This is a genomic window from Candidatus Chryseobacterium colombiense, assembly GCA_029203185.1.
GTDB classification, from domain to species: domain Bacteria; phylum Bacteroidota; class Bacteroidia; order Flavobacteriales; family Weeksellaceae; genus Chryseobacterium; species Chryseobacterium colombiense.
In genome coordinates this window covers 266,189-282,842 of record CP119310.1, presented here as the reverse complement: position 1 = coordinate 282,842, position 16,654 = coordinate 266,189, and the positions used below count along the sequence as shown (strand labels likewise).

Annotated in this window: 10 protein-coding genes; 1 reads left to right on the top strand and 9 read right to left on the bottom strand. The window is 35.0% G+C overall.

The window, feature by feature from the left end; genetic code table 11:
• Window positions 1–8: 8 nt before the first annotated feature.
• The 9 genes from P0Y62_01250 to P0Y62_01210 all read right to left on the bottom strand — a co-directional run bounded on the left by P0Y62_01250 (window position 9) and on the right by P0Y62_01210 (window position 14,113).
• A complete protein-coding gene (locus P0Y62_01250; protein WEK70180.1) occupies window positions 9–737 on the bottom strand; it encodes a pirin family protein in 729 nt (242 codons plus the stop codon).
• Window positions 738–902: 165 nt separating this feature from the next.
• Window positions 903–2,090 carry a collagen-like protein gene (locus P0Y62_01245; protein ID WEK70179.1) on the bottom strand — a complete coding sequence of 396 codons (1,188 nt, stop codon included), beginning with the start codon at window positions 2,088–2,090 and terminating at the stop codon, window positions 903–905.
• Window positions 2,091–2,261: 171 nt separating this feature from the next.
• A complete protein-coding gene (locus P0Y62_01240) occupies window positions 2,262–3,680 on the bottom strand; it encodes an MFS transporter (protein ID WEK70178.1) in 1,419 nt (472 codons plus the stop codon).
• The gene (locus P0Y62_01235) at window positions 3,680–4,192 is read right to left on the bottom strand and encodes a nuclear transport factor 2 family protein (protein WEK70177.1); all 513 of its coding nucleotides are present in this window, start codon (window positions 4,190–4,192) and stop codon (window positions 3,680–3,682) included. The genes P0Y62_01240 and P0Y62_01235 overlap by 1 nt, the downstream gene beginning before the upstream one ends.
• Before the next feature lie 149 nt (window positions 4,193–4,341).
• Window positions 4,342–6,198, bottom strand: coding sequence for a glycoside hydrolase family 13 protein (locus P0Y62_01230; GenBank protein ID WEK70176.1), 1,857 nt, complete (start codon window positions 6,196–6,198; stop codon window positions 4,342–4,344).
• Window positions 6,199–6,312: 114 nt separating this feature from the next.
• On the bottom strand, window positions 6,313–8,469 hold the full coding sequence (locus tag P0Y62_01225) for a glycoside hydrolase family 97 protein (GenBank protein ID WEK70175.1): 2,157 nt from the start codon (window positions 8,467–8,469) through the stop codon (window positions 6,313–6,315).
• Window positions 8,470–8,549: 80 nt separating this feature from the next.
• Window positions 8,550–9,662, bottom strand: a complete 1,113-nt coding sequence (locus P0Y62_01220; protein WEK70174.1) for a SusE domain-containing protein — start codon at window positions 9,660–9,662, stop codon at window positions 8,550–8,552.
• 17 nt (window positions 9,663–9,679) lie between these two features.
• Window positions 9,680–11,239 (bottom strand): RagB/SusD family nutrient uptake outer membrane protein, encoded by a 1,560-nt coding sequence (locus P0Y62_01215; protein WEK70173.1) that lies wholly within the window; start codon window positions 11,237–11,239, stop codon window positions 9,680–9,682.
• Window positions 11,240–11,251: 12 nt separating this feature from the next.
• Window positions 11,252–14,113 (bottom strand): SusC/RagA family TonB-linked outer membrane protein, encoded by a 2,862-nt coding sequence (locus tag P0Y62_01210; protein ID WEK70172.1) that lies wholly within the window; start codon window positions 14,111–14,113, stop codon window positions 11,252–11,254.
• Window positions 14,114–14,446: 333 nt separating this feature from the next.
• Between P0Y62_01210 and metG the strand changes: the two genes are divergently transcribed.
• Window positions 14,447–16,483, top strand: a complete 2,037-nt coding sequence (metG, locus tag P0Y62_01205) for a methionine--tRNA ligase (protein ID WEK70171.1) — start codon at window positions 14,447–14,449, stop codon at window positions 16,481–16,483.
• The last annotated feature ends 171 nt before the right edge of the window (window positions 16,484–16,654 follow it).

Below are 16,654 nucleotides of genomic sequence, written 5' to 3'. Positions count from 1 at the left end.
TTTACATATTATTTAAGGTAAGACGGTAATTCCATAGGAACTTCCATTAAAAGGATTTCAGTATCCTCAACAGCTTCTATATTGAAACTTTGGGTATCCCAGATTCCCAAACCGTCTCTTTCATTTAGAATTCTGTCTCCAACTTTGGCGCTCCCTTTCAGTACAAAAGCATAGACTCCGTTTCCTTTTTTGTTAAGTGTATAATTTTTACCGTTTCCTTTGGTAAAATTAGCTAAATTAAACCAAGCATCCTGATGAATCCAAACTCCATCGTCATTTTTATTTGGTGATAAAATCTGCTGAAACCCGTTGATTTTCTCTCCTTCTTTAATACTTTTCTGGTCATATCTCGGCTCAGCTCCTACTTCTCTAGGGAAAACCCAGATTTGTAAAAATTTCACAGCCTGATCTTTATTTTTATTGTATTCGCTGTGCATAACTCCTGTTCCCGCACTCATTACCTGGATTTCTCCTTTTTTAATAACGGCAGTTGTTCCCATCGAATCTTTATGTTCAAGATCTCCTTCCAAAGGAATTGAAATGATCTCCATATCTCTATGAGGGTGTGTTCCAAACCCCATTCCCTGGGTAACGGTATCATCATTTAATACTCTCAATACTCCGAAATGTGTTCTTTCCTGATTTTGATAATTTGCAAAGCTAAATGTGTGATAAGAATTTAGCCATCCGTGATTGGCATGGCCTCTTGTATCTGCTTTATGATATACTGTTTTCATATTGTGATTATTTATGATACAAATGTACAGCGTGTGAACGTGAATTATGTTGATGTAAGGTAAGAAAGGATTCCAAGTGTAGTTTGACTGAATTTACTATTCTATACATTTATAAAAAAAAGCGAATTCAGATTGAATTCGCTTTTTATCAAATTTTATTTTTATTTACTGTAAGGTCAGCGGAAGTGTAATGGTAGCCGGTAAGCCAATAGTCGCACGGGTTGTTTCTGTAGTTTCAACTTTCCAACCAAAATTTGTTGATGAAGATGGAGAACAAGTACCTGCAACCTGATATAAATATCCTATCCCAGACATTGCTACATTTGTCGCATATCCGTTTGCATTCACATTATCTATTTTAAAGAATTTGCCGGTTGTTCCTTCATAATACAAATATTTCCCATTTCTATTTTGCAGTGTATTATTTCCTGAATTAATATATTTTATGGTACCACTACATGATGAATCTCCATAATAACTTTGAAGTCCTGGAAAAGTACCGTCAACATTAATAGTAGTAATATATCCATTACTGGTTTTAATAACATAATTACTAGTTCCTATACTTTGTACATATCCAATCAGCTGATTGTTTGCATCTACCAATCTTCCTAACCCTTCACCTCCGGAAGAACCGCTTCCTGATGGAGTTGCCCAAGTCCCGTCTCCTCGCAGATAGGTTGTATTATCTTTAGTTCCTGTTGCAGATATCTTAGCTAAAGTAATGGCATTATCCGCAACTTTCGCTGTAGTAATGGCATTATTTGCAATGGTAGTCACCGCTGTACTGCTAATCAGCACATCGCCAGACGCAGTTTGGGGAGCCTGAGGAGAATATGGAGAAACAGAACTGGTTAAATAAACTTGCCCTCCTGCTGTTCCATTTGTTAATCCCACTCCTGTTGCACCAGTAGGTCCTGTTGCACCTTGTGGACCTTGAACCCCCTGTATCCCTTGCACTCCCTGTGCTCCATTACAAACATAATTTGTAGATGTAACCTCTGATGCATCAAGAACACCGTTAGCATTCGTATCCTGTCCGCTTTCAACCTTCAATCCACCTGTACTGCAATGTATACCTGCAGGTTCAATGGTAGTTTTTACTAAAGCATTAAAAGAAGAACTTCCCAAAGAGGACCTTGAAGCTTTACCTATTGTTCCGTCTGTTTTCATCACCAAAACCTGATCATAAGTAGAAGAACTGCTGCCATCGGTTAATGCACGAACACGTAAAGTTCCATTAACATCTAAAGTTTCGGTAGGTTGCTGAGTATTAATTCCCACATTGCCAGTTTGAGCACTTACAGTAGCTACACTGGCAAGAATAGCTACAAAAAGTAGTTTTTTTTTCATGTTTTTCGTTAGTTTTTTAATTTTGGTAAAAAGTAATCACAAATATATTGATTTTATTGAAAAAAAACTATTTATAAAATTAAAGGTATATTAATTAATAAAGGTGATAAGAAAAAATCTCTTATCACCTTTATTAATCATTGATATTTATATTTTTATCTGCCTTGTAATTTAAAAATGAACCTGCTTAATTTCTTCTTCAATTTCTTTCGGAGTTTCGGCTTCAGATTTAATGAAAAATAAGGTTAGTATTGATCCTAAAAGCATACAAATCCCCCCGACAACGATATAATCAATGGCTTGCTTTCCAAAAATACCACTTACAATAGGTCCTCCAAAAATCCCATTAATAATCTGAGGAATTACAATAAAAAAATTAAAAATCCCCATATATACTCCCATCTTATGTTGCGGAATGGAATCTATCAGCATGGCATAAGGCATTGCTAAAATACTTGCCCAAGCAAATCCCAATCCGATCATTGAAATCCATAAGTTATTAATATCTTTAATAAAATACATTGAAATCAGACCCAATCCTCCACAAGCCAAAGCTAAGGCATGAGTTTGTTTTTTTCCAATAAATTTAGCAATCGGTGTCAAAGCAAAAGCAAAGAAAATAGCATAAAAATTATAGCTTCCAAATAAACTTCCTGTTAAATCTCCTGCTTTATTAAATTCTACAGAATGGGTATCATCAGGTGAAAGTCCAAAATGATGGGTCGCTAAAGCACTGGTTGTAAATACCCACATGGTAAACAGTGCAAACCATGAAAAAAACTGAACTACTCCCAATCTTTTCATCTGGGAAGGTATATTTGAAAAATCTTTGAAAATATCTGTAAACTTTGAGGTCTGATCTTGTTCTTTTTTCTCTCCTGAAAATTCCGCAAATTCCTTCGGCGAATATTCTTTGGTTGTAAAAATTGTATAAAGAATTGATAAAATTAAAACGGCAGCCCCAATATAAAATGCATAGATCACATTATCTGCTACAAATCCTTTCGGAGCCTCGTTAGAAACCCCTATTCTGGTCAACCAATTCGGCAACTCAGAACCAATAACCGCTCCAATTCCAATTAAAATAGTCTGAACAGAAAAACCTATAGTTCCCTGATGTTTTGGCAACATATCTCCAACGAGTGCACGAAAAGGCTCCATCGCTACATTAATTGAAGCATCCATCATAGCCAGAAAAATGACCGCCAATAATAGAACATTCGCCGCCATCATTTGGGTTGCGGAAGCAGCGTTCGGAAGCATCACCAAACCAATGGCACATAAAATCGCTCCAATTAAAAAATAAGGTTTTCTTCTTCCCAGCGGACTCCAGGTATTGTCGCCCATGTGCCCAATAATAGGCTGAACAATCAATCCAGTAACGGGTGCAACCAGCCAAAACCAAGATAATTCATGAACATCAGCTCCGAAATTGGCCAAGATCCGGCTTGCATTTCCGTTTTGTAACCCAAAAGCCATTTGAATTCCCAAAAACCCCATGCTCATATTGATGATGTGAAGTATCGATAAATTTGGCTTTTCCTTGCCTATCGATTTACCTTCATCATATCTTCCCAACATTTCTGCCATTATTTTTTCAGTTTTTGGATTAATACATCTTCGATCGGCGTCTTTTCCACCACCACTTTATCTACCACCTCATTAGGAACGGTTACAGAAAGAACATATTGCTTGAGTTTCCACTGGCCTTTTATTTTCTCAACAACTCCTGAACCACGGCAGATTTTCATTTGGGTATCCAATAATTCATCAAACCAAGCGAACTTTCCGTCTTTACTGAAATAGATATTTCTTTTTAATGAAGTAAAATTCCAGGTTCTTTTTTTATCAAAATAAGGTTTTGCCCAGATCATAAATGCTTTCTTATCCCAGACTTCGGTGGCATCTGTCCCAATAAATGTAGATGCATCAGCAAAATAATTAAAATACGTATTGAAATCAGCTTTTGCAGCAGCAACATTAAAACCATCAAGCATTGTTCTGATCTCTGTTTTTTCTTTTTCAAATTTTGCCTGGGCTGAAATAGTGGTAAAGCTCAGTACGAATACTATGAATGCAAAGAATATTGTAGTTTTTTTCATATTTAATTATAAACTTTTAAATTTTATTTTTTAACGCAAAGAGCGCAAAGTTTCTTTTTAACTACTAACTGTTTTTAAGTTCGCAAAGGCGTTTAACTTAACTAAGATCACAAAGATTTGATTGTTAAATTTGTGAAAATATTTGTATTTTATTTCAATTCAACAACCATCGATGTTTTTGCGGGTATGGTCAAGTTGTTTTGTAATGAAAATTCTTTGTCGGAAATGATGTCTTTTCCTTTTGAAAATCCTTTTAAAGATTCCTCAAAATGTTTCAGATCCAATGTTTCTTCTTTTTCATTGTTATTTAAAACAACCATCACACTTTCTTTTTCATTATATCGAAAATACACAAAAACATTATTCTGAGGAACGAAATTTTTAGTTTTTCCGGTATGAATGACTTCTTTATCTTTTCTCCAGTTTAATAATTTCTGAGTAAACTGATAAAATTCTTTTTGTTCAGGGGTTTGGGAAGCAAGATTAAAGGCATTTTGATGATCAGATTTCCAGCCTCCCGGAAAATCCCTTCTGATATCCGCATCCCCTCTTTTGTTTTTATCTCCACGCATTCCTATTTCGGAACCATAATAAATTTGTGGAATTCCGCGGACAGTAGAAATTAATGTTAATCCTAATTTATAGGCTTTCGGATCTGCATTGAAAATCTCATTCCATCTTTCGGTATCGTGATTTTCAAAGAAAACCATCACATTATTAATATTGGGATACAGAAAATCGCTTGTGAAAACATTGTATATCTTTACCAATCCGGAATCCCAACCTTCTTTTTCCTTTAACGCTTTTGGTAAGTCTCCATAGAGCATAAAATCCATTACAGAAGGTAAATAAGAGTTATAATTTGCTGCTTCTCCCGTTTTGGAATCTTTTTGCCAAGCAGATATTTGTCCAGCTGTGTACAGCCAGGTTTCACCCACGATATTAAAATTCGGATATTCATCAGTGATGGCTTTGGCCCATTTTGCCATGGCTTCTTTGTCATTGTAAGGATAGGTATCTACGCGAAAGCCACCCAATTCAGCATATTCTATCCACCAGATTGCATTTTGTGTCAAATATTTAAGAACCAACGGGTTTTTCTGATTAATATCGGGCATCGTGGTATCAAACCATCCGTCTAAAGCCAGCTTTTTATCTATTTCAGAGGCATTGGTATCAAACTGGGTTGTGGTTTTATAATTAGATCGTTTAAAACCATTCTCTCCATCGGTAAACCAGTGAATCCAATCCTTTGTCGGTAAATCCTGAATCATCCAGTGTGAAACTCCCCAGTGATTGGTTACATAATCCATCACCAGTTTCATATTCCGCCTATTTAATTTTTGTGAAAGTTCTTTGTACTCTTCATTGGTTCCGTAGCGTGCATCAATTTTATACAGATCTGTCTGGGCATATCCATGATAGGAATACACCTTTTCGTTATCTTCGTTCACCGGCGTTAACCAAACGGATGTAGCCCCTAAGTTCTGAATATAATCAAGATTGTTGATAACACCTCTTAAATCTCCTCCATGACGGCCATTAGGAAGACTTCTGTTTGCTTTTTCCGTTAAATGTGGATTAGAATCATTTTTTTCGTCACCATTTGCAAAACGATCAGGCATGATCAGATACATGACATCTTTTGAGGTAAAAGATTGTCTGTTGGCAGAACCCGGATTTCTCTGCTTTAATTCGTAGGTGTAAGCATCTATATTTTTTTTCCCGTTCTTAACGGTAATTTTAAACTTCGGAACGTTGATTTCATTAGTATTTACCGTTACAAAAACATAATTTGGGTTTTCAACTTTTTGTATATTTTTAATCTGAACACCGTCCGAAAGTTCAATTTCATTTTTGGCAATATCTTTTCCATATACCAAGATCTGAAGTTCAGGATTTTTCATTCCTTTCCACCAGAACGCCGGCTCTACCTTGTCTAATGGTTTTTGAGAAAAGACAACTGCAGCTACTGAAAGTGCAATAATTGTATATATTTTTTTCATAAAGATTTTGCTTGTTAATTTTCAGTGAGTCATTTAAAAAAAAGAAATAAGTCAGTACCCATAAAAAATCCTTAAAGGTTTTGCCTTTAAGGATTATAAAGTTAAGAAATATTTTTATTTTACAGGCTTTATAGAGATTGCAAAACCTCCGCTTCTTGCCATTTTAAAATTCATCTTAGACTTGCTTGTAATCTGTTTTTTGTAGATATTATAGCTTTGAGGATTGTTGATATAATCTGCATCTTTTCCATCTTCATAGATCGTTGCTTCATATTTCTGTCCTTTATCCAGGAAAGAGAAATCTACGGTATAATCTCGTTTATTTTCATCGGTAATTCCTCCTACAAACCAATTTTCAGTTCCTTTAGCTTTTCTGGCTGTTACGATATAATCTCCAGGTTCTGCTGATAAGATCTTCGTATCATCCCAGTCCGCTGCCACATCTTTAATAAACTGAAAAGCATCCATATGCTTCTTATAGTTTTCCGGTAAGTCTGCAGCCATCTGAAGAGGCATATACATTGTTACATACAATGCTAACTGTTTTACCAACGTAGTTTTCACGAAACGTGTATCTCCGGGGAAATAGTAATCCAATTTTGTCTGGAAAATCCCCGGCGTATAATCCATAGAACCTCCCATCCATCTTGTAAACGGAAGAATAGTCTGGTGATCCGGATTATTTCCTCCGAAAGCTTCATATTCCGTACCACGTGCAGCCTCCGCAGAAATATAGTTAGGATAAGTACGGCTTTCTCCTGTAGGACGTACAGATTCATGAGAATTTACCATGATCTTATATTCATTAGCTTTCTCCGCAATTCTGTAGAAATGGTTGATCGTCCATTGAGAATAATGGTGTTCACCTCTTGGAATAATATCTCCAACATAGCCGGTTTTCACAGCGTCATACCCATATTTGTTCATCAGCTGGAATGCTTTATCTGCCCATCTTTCATAGTTCGTAGCTGAACCTGAAGTTTCGTGGTGCATGATTAATTTAATTCCCTTTGAGTGCGCATAATCGTTTAATTCTTTGATATTAAAATCCGGATAAGGCGTGATAAAGTCGAAAACAAATTCTTTTGAATGGCCAAACCAGTCTTCCCAACCGATATTCCAACCTTCGATCAATAAGCCCTGGAAACCATTTTCTGCAGCGAAATCAATGTATTCTTTTACTTTTGTATTATTCGCCGCATGTTTTCCGTTTGGAGTCAGCTTCGTAAAATCGGTTGTATCCAAGTGTACATTTTCTGCTGTTGAATACGCCCATTGAGATTTTCCGATGATCATTTCCCACCAAACTCCCATATATTTTGTAGGGTGAATATAAGAAGTATCTTTGTATTTAGTAGGCTCATTTAGGTTGAAGATCATTTTAGACGCCATTACTTCTTCTGCTTTTGGCGATACAATAATTGTTCTCCATGGAGTAACAGAAGGGGTCTGAATATATCCTTTCGCTCCTTGTCTATCCGCTGTCAGGTGTGTTTTAAATTTAAAATTCTGAGCATCCACTTCAAGGTGAGAAGCCGGATAATTCAGAACTGCAGCTTCAGCAACATTGATATACAAAGGCTCTTTTCCTTCTCTTTTCAGCATTACAGGAGACTGAACCGCATTTTTAATTAAAGTCTGAGACGCATTCGCATCGGCTGCTTGAGGCCATCTTGCCGGAATTTCAGAAACTTTTGTTTCCTGGTATTTATATTCCTGGGAATCGTAATCTGCAACAATCCACCAGGCTTTCATATCTGTCGGGAAATCAATTTCAGAATCTTCTTCACGAATGGTGAAATAGTTCAGGTTTTTCTGTTGAGGAAATTCATATCTGAATCCTAAACCATCATTGAACAATCTGAATTTTACCACAATGCTTCTATCGGTAGAAGCCTGATTCAGCGTAACCGCCAATTCATTATACTGATTGATATAATTTTTCTTTTCCCCTAAAACCGGCTGCCAAGTTTCATTTTTTGAATCACGTTTTTCATCAACTTTTGTAAAACCATTGTTTAAGTCGAATTTAGCATCTTCCGGTTTGGCAATTTCTGAGGCAAATTTTATTGAAGCATCTTTAAATAATCTCAATCCCAATTTAGAATCTTCAACAACTGTTTTACCATTGTATTTAAGATTATAATAAGGAACTCCCTGCTTTATCTGAAAATCCATTTCAAATTTTCCGTCCGGCGATTTTAAAGATTGTGCATTAACACCCACAAACATCATTGAGAGCAATAACGCTCCAACTGTAATTTTCTTCATAATGACTATTTATAACTTTAAAAATAAAGAAAGTGTTGCCCAAAAGCAACACTTTGCTCTTTATTTAAACTTGTTGTATTTTATAATTTTGTGATAGTTAGCTTATAGTAAGCTGAATTATGTAAGTCTAATTCTATTTTATAATTACCCGCTTGTGCAACTTTATAACCAGGATCTCCTGTTACAGTTCCTTCTGAATTTAAATAAGACTGAACTGTAGTTCCCGAAACCAATGTTTCATCTGCACTAGCTGGTTGAAACTTCATCACCCAATCATCATTAGCTCTAAATTTAAACACTCCAGTATTTGACAAAGCAATCGAATTGATTACATAAGTTTTTGTAGTAGGATTATAAACAAAGTCTGTATCTGAGCCCCAACCTGTAGGAGTTGCATCGCCAATCACACCAAAATTTGCAACAACCGTAGAATATGTATTTGCAACCCAATTAACATTAACATAATACGTTCCTGCTGTTGCTGCTTTTACATTCACTTCGTTCGTTTCTAATAGTTTTCCTGTAAATGTTCCATCATCACCTTTATCTCCTGCCCAATCCTGATTAATAGTGAATTTATATTCGCTATTTGGCGCAGTAACATAGATAAATCCTCTATACTTATCATCTTTGCCTGGAGAGAATAAATTTGGAGAGTTTGTTGGTTCCCAATCTGCATAGCCTGCGGCTCCGGCATATCCTCCAGGAACATTAATTTTAGGGTAAATCAGATCCGGATTTGGTTTATAACCTGTAATACTAACCGTTACTACATTAGAATAATAAGCTGTAGTAGCATTTAAACTTGATTTTAACCTGATTTCAATTGACTTGGCAACATTTGGAGCAATATTTAAGGTTGCTAACATTGTATTCAATTGCAAATGAGTCAAAGAAAATGTTTTCTGCTCCATTGAAACAGTTTGTGTTGCAACAGAACTAAAATTCGTTCCAGCAGTAGCAAGTTCTACTGTATTTGTAAATGTTACATTTGGATTGAAAGTTGGGTTTGTATATGTAAAAGTAAGTGCAGCCTGATCAGCAATTGTTTCATCAAGAATTACAGATGTTTTATTTACAGCTAAACTCCCATTAGATGTACTATTAAGCACAGCCTTATCATCTTCTTCTCTACAAGAAACAATGAAGTAACTCACTATTCCTATCAGAAATATTTTGAAAATATTTTTCATTTTAATACAGTTTTAAATTAATAACCAGGGTTTTGAGTTAAATTAGGATTAGACTGCAATGCAGAACTTGGAATTGGGAATACTTTATAGTTATCCGATATTGAAGTTCCATTTTTTACACCTCCCTTCCATGGCCATAAATAAGTTCCTCCTGTGAATTTTCCAAACCTGATAAGGTCCTGTCTTCTCATTCCTTCGAAATTTAGTTCTCTAGCTCTTTCATCTAAGACTCCATCTAAAGTAATTGATACTAACTGAGTAGCTCCCGCTCTTGCTCTGACAAGATTTACATATGCTAAACCTTGTGACACTGTAGTTCCCGTTGCTCCCCTTAATGCACATTCCGCATACATTAAGTAAGCATCAGCTAATCTAAATAATGGAAAATCTGTTGATGAGAATTTTATTGCACCTCCAACTCCATTAGAATCTTTATTCCAAAATTTATCTGATGGTAATCCATCTGCCCATGTTTTATAGTCGTTCATTTCCCAGTTGTGCCCCTGAGTCCAAAACAGTTTAGCTCTTGCATCTGTACTTGCCTGAAGATCTGCAATACTATTTCCGAATAATCCATACCATGCTTTTGTAGCCCTATGACCAGCCCATCCTTCAGCTGCACCAAAATCTGCAGGAACCATAGTTTCGGTACTAATACTCCCATTAACAAGATATGTTGTATTACCAAAACTTTGGCTAGAAACAGCATCCGCTAAAAGTGGGAAAATAATTTCTTTAGAGGTATTATTATCTGAAGAAAAATTCTTTCTGATATTAGATTCCAACTGATAACCACCTTCATTTATAACTTTATTGATATAATTAGCTGCATCATTATACCTTGCTGTTCCCGTATAAACCTCCGCATTCAGATATAATTTAGCTAAAAGCATTCTTACACAAGATTTATTAGCTCTCCCATAAGAATTTGTTGCGGGTAAAGTAGATTCTATAGCCAGTAATTCACTTTCAACGTAATTGAAAAGATCTTTTCTAGAAGATTCCGGTAAAAGAGCAGTTGTATTAAAGTTTTCATTAGTTACCAAAACTCCTTTTCCAAATAAATCAACTAAGTAATAATAAGATAAAGCTCTTAAGAATCTTAATTCATCTATAACCTGGTTTTTATTAGCATAATTAACTTTATCACTTTTCATGATAAGAATTAAGTTTGTTGCTTGAGGAACAGTATAATAAATTCTGTCATATACATATTTAAAGAATTTATTATTTGAAGTCCAGTTTGTCGTTGTCGTTAACTGATCCAGCCCATTATCTCCCCATCTGTTTTTCATATCATCGGCAGTAAAATCTTGTAGATTAACTAACCCTCTTACAAATGGTGATTCTCCCGGATCAGCCCCTGAAATATCCGATTTGTCAGGTCCCTCCACACTTGAAAGGGCAAAACTTGCATATAATCTAGATAATAAACCCTCTACAGCATTTGGGTCTGCGGCCAAAAGATTTTCTAATGTTTGCTCTACTTTAGGCTCCGTGTTCAAATCATCTATACAAGCCGTATTTACAGCTAAGAACGTCAAAAGAGCCAGTATTTTATATTTAGTATTTTTCATTTTTAGCGTTTTTTAAAAATTAAAGTTAAATCCAATGGTATACGTTCTTGGTCTTGGGTAAAAATTATTATCAATCCCCGTGAAGTTTTCAGGATCCTGTCCTGAATAATTCGTCCACGTATAAACATTATTTACAGAAGCATATACTCTTACATTGGTACTTTTAAATACATTTTTAAATAAGTAACCCACTGTAACATTATCCAATTTCAGAAAAGAAGCGTCTTCCAAGAAATAATCCGAGAAATAAAGATTATCTGATAAAGTAAATGGAGAATCTGCTGTAGAAGTAAGAACGTTATTTAAGTTCTGTGAATTTTGAGGAACTGTATAACTTTTAAAACCTTGTGCTAATTTTCTAGTATTATAAATCAAACCACCAATTTGCCCTCTGAAAGCAGCATTAAGATCCCAGTTCTTATAAGTTAAAGAAGTACTAAAACCATAAGTCCATCTTGGTCTGATTGCTTTATAATATCTATCATTTTCATTGATAATCCCATCTCCATTTCTATCAACGTACACATGGTCAAGTGGCTTTCCGTTTGCGTCATAAACTTGTTGCAACACCCAAGCAGAATAAGGTTGATAACCTATTGCGTTATTTGCAATTTTCACCCCTGTTCCTATAGGAAGTGTACTTGAGTTATCAGGAAAATAGCTAACATCCCCTAAACTTAATATTTTAGAATCATTATACCCAAGATTTCCCGAAACTGACCAGTTTAAATTCTCAGTTTTTACAGGGATTACTGTTAAATTAAGCTCAACTCCTTTATTTTCAAGCGAACCTACATTTGTAGTAAATTCATTAGTCAAACCTTGTCCTACAGGTAATGGAACTTTTGCTAAAAGATTTGTTGTTTTTCTTTGATATACATCAATACTTCCGGATAATCTTTCTTGCTTAAAGAATGAAAAATCAATTCCCCCATTCCAAGTATCTGTAGTTTCCCAAGTTAAACCAGGATTAAATGGTAAAGCACTATAAGTCCCAATTCCTGGAAAATATTGAGAGTTTGACCCTCCGATCGAAAAATAAGGGCTCGACGGATAAAATCCTGCAACTCCTACAATATCGGCGTTACCGGTTCTTCCCCATCCTAATCTCAACTTAAGATCTTTAACATTTTGAGAATCATTGAAGAAATCTTTATTGACTTTCCAAGCAAATCCGGCACCTGGAAAATACCCCCATCTTTCACCTTTCTGAAATAATGAAGAAGCATCTGCTCTAAAGTTTAGTGTAAATAAATATTTATCATAGAAATCAATATTTGCTCTTCCTAAAAATGATTGCAGGTTCAATACATTATAATATCTGTTATTAGGATTTAAAGCTGTTCCTGGATTTGGAACTCTCAAACCTGTCACATCATCATATCTATATTGATCTTTGTAACCGTCATTTTTAAAATTCTGATAAGAATATCCCCCTTGTACTAAGAAATGAGAAAGGAAACCTGAATATTTTTTTTCATAAACCAAATAGGCATCCATCGTCTGATTTACAATATTTTGATGTTCCGCATAATCTACTCCAGGACTAAATACATAATCATTTGGAGCTATAGAATTTTGTGGATTTCTATAGGTTGCAACAGCATTGTCAGAATAAACTGTTCTTAAGTTGGATCTTGAAGCTTCTAAACCTAAGTTAACAATAGCCCTCAAATCAGGTAAAAAATGAAATTTATAATTAATTTCCGCATTACCTAAAAATTTAGAAATTTTTTGCGGAGATTGTCTCTGCATTAGAATCGCTAAAGGATTACTCTGCCCCTGAATTAAATATTGATTTCCTTTTAAAACCGTATTTTGATAATATCCGCCGAATCTATCAAAAGGATCTCCCGTTAAACCTGTCTGGGACTGATAAATAGGAAGGGTCGGGTTCATATTTATTGCTCCTCCGATCGCTCCCCCGTCATCAATTGCGTTAAGTTTTGAGAATAGTCCTTTTAAACTAAAATCAATTTTTAAGTGATTATCGAAAAAAGTAGGAGTAATATTTAAGCCTGTTGAAAATCTTTCATAATCACTGGTTTTTATAACACCTTCAGTCCTATTATAACCTACGGATAATCTTACCGGAATTTTATTAAATAGGCTACCTGAAACGTTTAAGTTGTTATCCGAAGAAACAGAATTTCTATAAATAGCCTTTTGCCAATCCGTGTTATAAATCGTTCCAGATTGTGTCGGATTTGCTGAATTTCCACCAACTCCTAATAAATAGTTGTAGTTAGGATAATTTTGATTAATAAAGTTCGTAAACTCATTGGCATTCATAACATCAATATACCTTGTTACGGTACCCACAGAGACATTAGTGCTTAAATTTATCTTAAGTTTACCTCCTCCTCTTTTTGTTTTGATAATAATAACTCCATTAGATCCTCTGTTTCCATAAATCGCAGTAGCAGAAGCGTCTTTCAATATTGAAAAAGATTCAATATCGTTTGGATTTATCAGATTCAATGGATTTCCAACCCCGGCAGGATTATTTGTATCCAAAGGAACACCATCAATTACAATTAAAGGATTATTATTAGCACTAAATGAAGAACCTCCCCTTATTCTAATATTCGGGGCAGAATCTGGTGAACCTCCCGCATTTGTAATTCTTACACCAGGAGCCTTACCTGCAATTAACTGATCCGCGGAAACGATTGCCCCTTTATTGAAGTCTTTCTCAGAGACAGCTGTAATAGATCCTGTAAGATCAGATTTCTTTTGCTTACCATACCCGATCAAAACAACCTCCTCGATTTTTTTCTCTTTGGTTGTAGAGTCTTTGGTCTGCGCATGAATCATGGAACTTGCCAATAAAAATGCAGGCGCAATTTTTAATACTGTTGTAAAGTTTTTCACAATCTTATCTTTTATATAGTTTCGTTTTATAGTTTAAAGGCATAAAACCTGTCTTGCAATTTATAAAAATTTTATAATTATCATAAAATTAACAAAAAATTTAAATAAAATTATTTATATTAAAACCCTAAAAAAAGCTAGTATATTATATATCAAATCATTAAAAGATAATATGCAAAACATAATACATTCCAAAGTATAGCAAAAAGTTAAACAAACGTTTAACAAAATATATAGGTTTAACGTATAATTAATATATAAAACTATAAAAAAAAGTACAGATTATAATTTTCAGAGATAATCAGTATCTTTGCAACTAAACTTTACTATTAAATGTCAAACAGAAAGATGATTACGGCAGCTTTGCCTTATGCAAACGGACCGGTTCATATAGGACATTTGGCAGGTGTCTATATTCCTGCGGATGTTTACGCAAGATTTCAGAGAAGATTAGGAAAAGATGTAGCGTTTATCTGTGGATCAGATGAGCACGGAATTCCTATTACCATAAGAGCTAAAAAAGAAGGGGTTACCCCTCAGGATATCGTTGATAAATACCACGAAATCATTAAAAAATCTTTTTCAGACTTAGGGATTTCTTTTGATGAATATTCTAGAACAACCTCTAAAAACCATTACGAAACCAGTCAGGATTTCTTTAAGGTTCTTTATGAAAAAGGAAAATTTACAGAAGAATTATCCGAGCAGTATTTTGATGAACAGGCAGGAGAATTCCTCGCAGATCGATACATCGTGGGAACTTGTCCGAACTGTGGCAACGAAAACGCTTACGGAGATCAGTGTGAAAAATGCGGTTCTACCCTTTCTCCATCAGAACTGATCAATCCTAAATCTATGCTAAGTGGAAATGTTCCTATCTTAAAAGAAACAAAAAACTGGTATCTTCCATTAAACGAATACGAAGACTTCCTGAATGAATGGATCATTGAAGGCCATAAAGACGACTGGAAACCCAATGTTTACGGACAGGTAAAATCCTGGTTAAATGACGGGCTGAAACCTCGTGCCATGACCCGAGATCTGAACTGGGGAGTTCCTGTTCCACTTCCGGGTGCAGAAGGAAAAGTGCTTTATGTATGGTTTGATGCGCCAATCGGCTATATTTCTTTCACTAAAGAATGGGCTGAGAAAAACGGAAAAGACTGGAAAGATTACTGGCAAAGCGAAAATTCTGATTTGGTTCACTTTATCGGAAAAGATAATATTGTGTTCCACTGTATTATTTTCCCTTCGATGATGAAAGCTCACGGAGATTATATTATGCCGAAAAATGTTCCTGCATTTGAATTCCTGAATCTTGAGAATGATAAAATTTCAACTTCAAGAAACTGGGCGGTTTGGGCACACGAATATGTAGAAGATTTCCCGGGACAACAGGATGTTTTAAGATACGCTCTTCTTTCATCAGCTCCGGAAACAAAAGATAATAACTTTACCTGGAAGGATTTCCAGACAAAGAATAACTCTGAGTTAGTTGGAATTTTTGGAAACTTTATCAATAGAGTTGCTGTTTTGATTCATAAATATTATGACGGAGTTATTCCTCAAGGCGATGTGAACAGTCCTGAATTAAAGGAAATCAACAAAGCAGCAAAAGAAATTTCAGGGTTCTTAGAAAATTATGAATTCAGAAATTCTCTGACCGCTTTGATGAATTTGGCTCGTTTCGGAAATCAGTATCTTCAGACAGAAGAACCTTGGAAAACCATTAAAGACAATCCTGAAAAAGCAGCTCAGTCTTTATTTGTTGGAGCTCAGATTGCAGTTGCTTTAGCTCAACTGTGTGAACCATTCATGCCTTTTAGTTCTGATAAACTATTGAAAATGTTCAATGTACAGAAATCAGACTGGAATGATGTTGAAACAAAATCCGTTTTAATTGAAACAGGTCACAAAATCAACGAAGCTTCTCTTCTTTTCTCAAAAATTGAAGATGATGTCATCGAAGCTCAAATCCAAAAGCTTGAAGACACAAAGCAAAACAATAAAAAAACAAACCCTAAAGCAAACCCTATGAAAGAAGAAATCACTTTTGATGATTTTACGAAAATAGACTTAAGAACAGCTACTATTTTAGAAGCTGAAAAAGTTGAAAAAGCAGATAAATTACTAAAACTTACTGTGGATACAGGTGTTGATGTAAGAACTGTGGTTTCAGGAATTGCAGAAAGCTTTACTCCAGAAGAGGTTATTGGGAAACAAGTCATGATTTTATTAAATCTTGCTCCAAGAAAAATCAGAGGAATTGAATCTCAGGGAATGTTGCTACTAACAACAAAACCGGACGGAAAATTATCTTTCGTAACACCGGATGACAGCAATGTTGAAAACGGTATTGAGATTGGATAATCTTTAATATTCCATATAAAGAAATCCACATGAAATTCATGTGGATTTTTTGTTTTTTTATGTTTTAAAGGATGCTTCGACAGGCTCAGCATGACATCTCTAATACCATTTGCATATAAAGTATAAATATGATATTATAAAATGGTTGAAATTCGCGGTGTCATGCTGAGC

Coding starts and splice junctions, on each gene's coding strand:
- P0Y62_01240 (WEK70178.1), bottom strand. CDS start 3,680: ATGGCAGAAATGTTGGGAAGATATGATGAAGGTAAATCGATAGGCAAG.
- P0Y62_01215 (WEK70173.1), bottom strand. CDS start 11,239: ATGAAAAATACTAAATATAAAATACTGGCTCTTTTGACGTTCTTAGCT.
- P0Y62_01250 (WEK70180.1), bottom strand. CDS start 737: ATGAAAACAGTATATCATAAAGCAGATACAAGAGGCCATGCCAATCAC.
- P0Y62_01225 (WEK70175.1), bottom strand. CDS start 8,469: ATGAAGAAAATTACAGTTGGAGCGTTATTGCTCTCAATGATGTTTGTG.
- P0Y62_01245 (WEK70179.1), bottom strand. CDS start 2,090: ATGAAAAAAAAACTACTTTTTGTAGCTATTCTTGCCAGTGTAGCTACT.
- P0Y62_01220 (WEK70174.1), bottom strand. CDS start 9,662: ATGAAAAATATTTTCAAAATATTTCTGATAGGAATAGTGAGTTACTTC.
- metG (WEK70171.1), top strand. CDS start 14,447: ATGTCAAACAGAAAGATGATTACGGCAGCTTTGCCTTATGCAAACGGA.
- P0Y62_01230 (WEK70176.1), bottom strand. CDS start 6,198: ATGAAAAAAATATATACAATTATTGCACTTTCAGTAGCTGCAGTTGTC.
- P0Y62_01235 (WEK70177.1), bottom strand. CDS start 4,192: ATGAAAAAAACTACAATATTCTTTGCATTCATAGTATTCGTACTGAGC.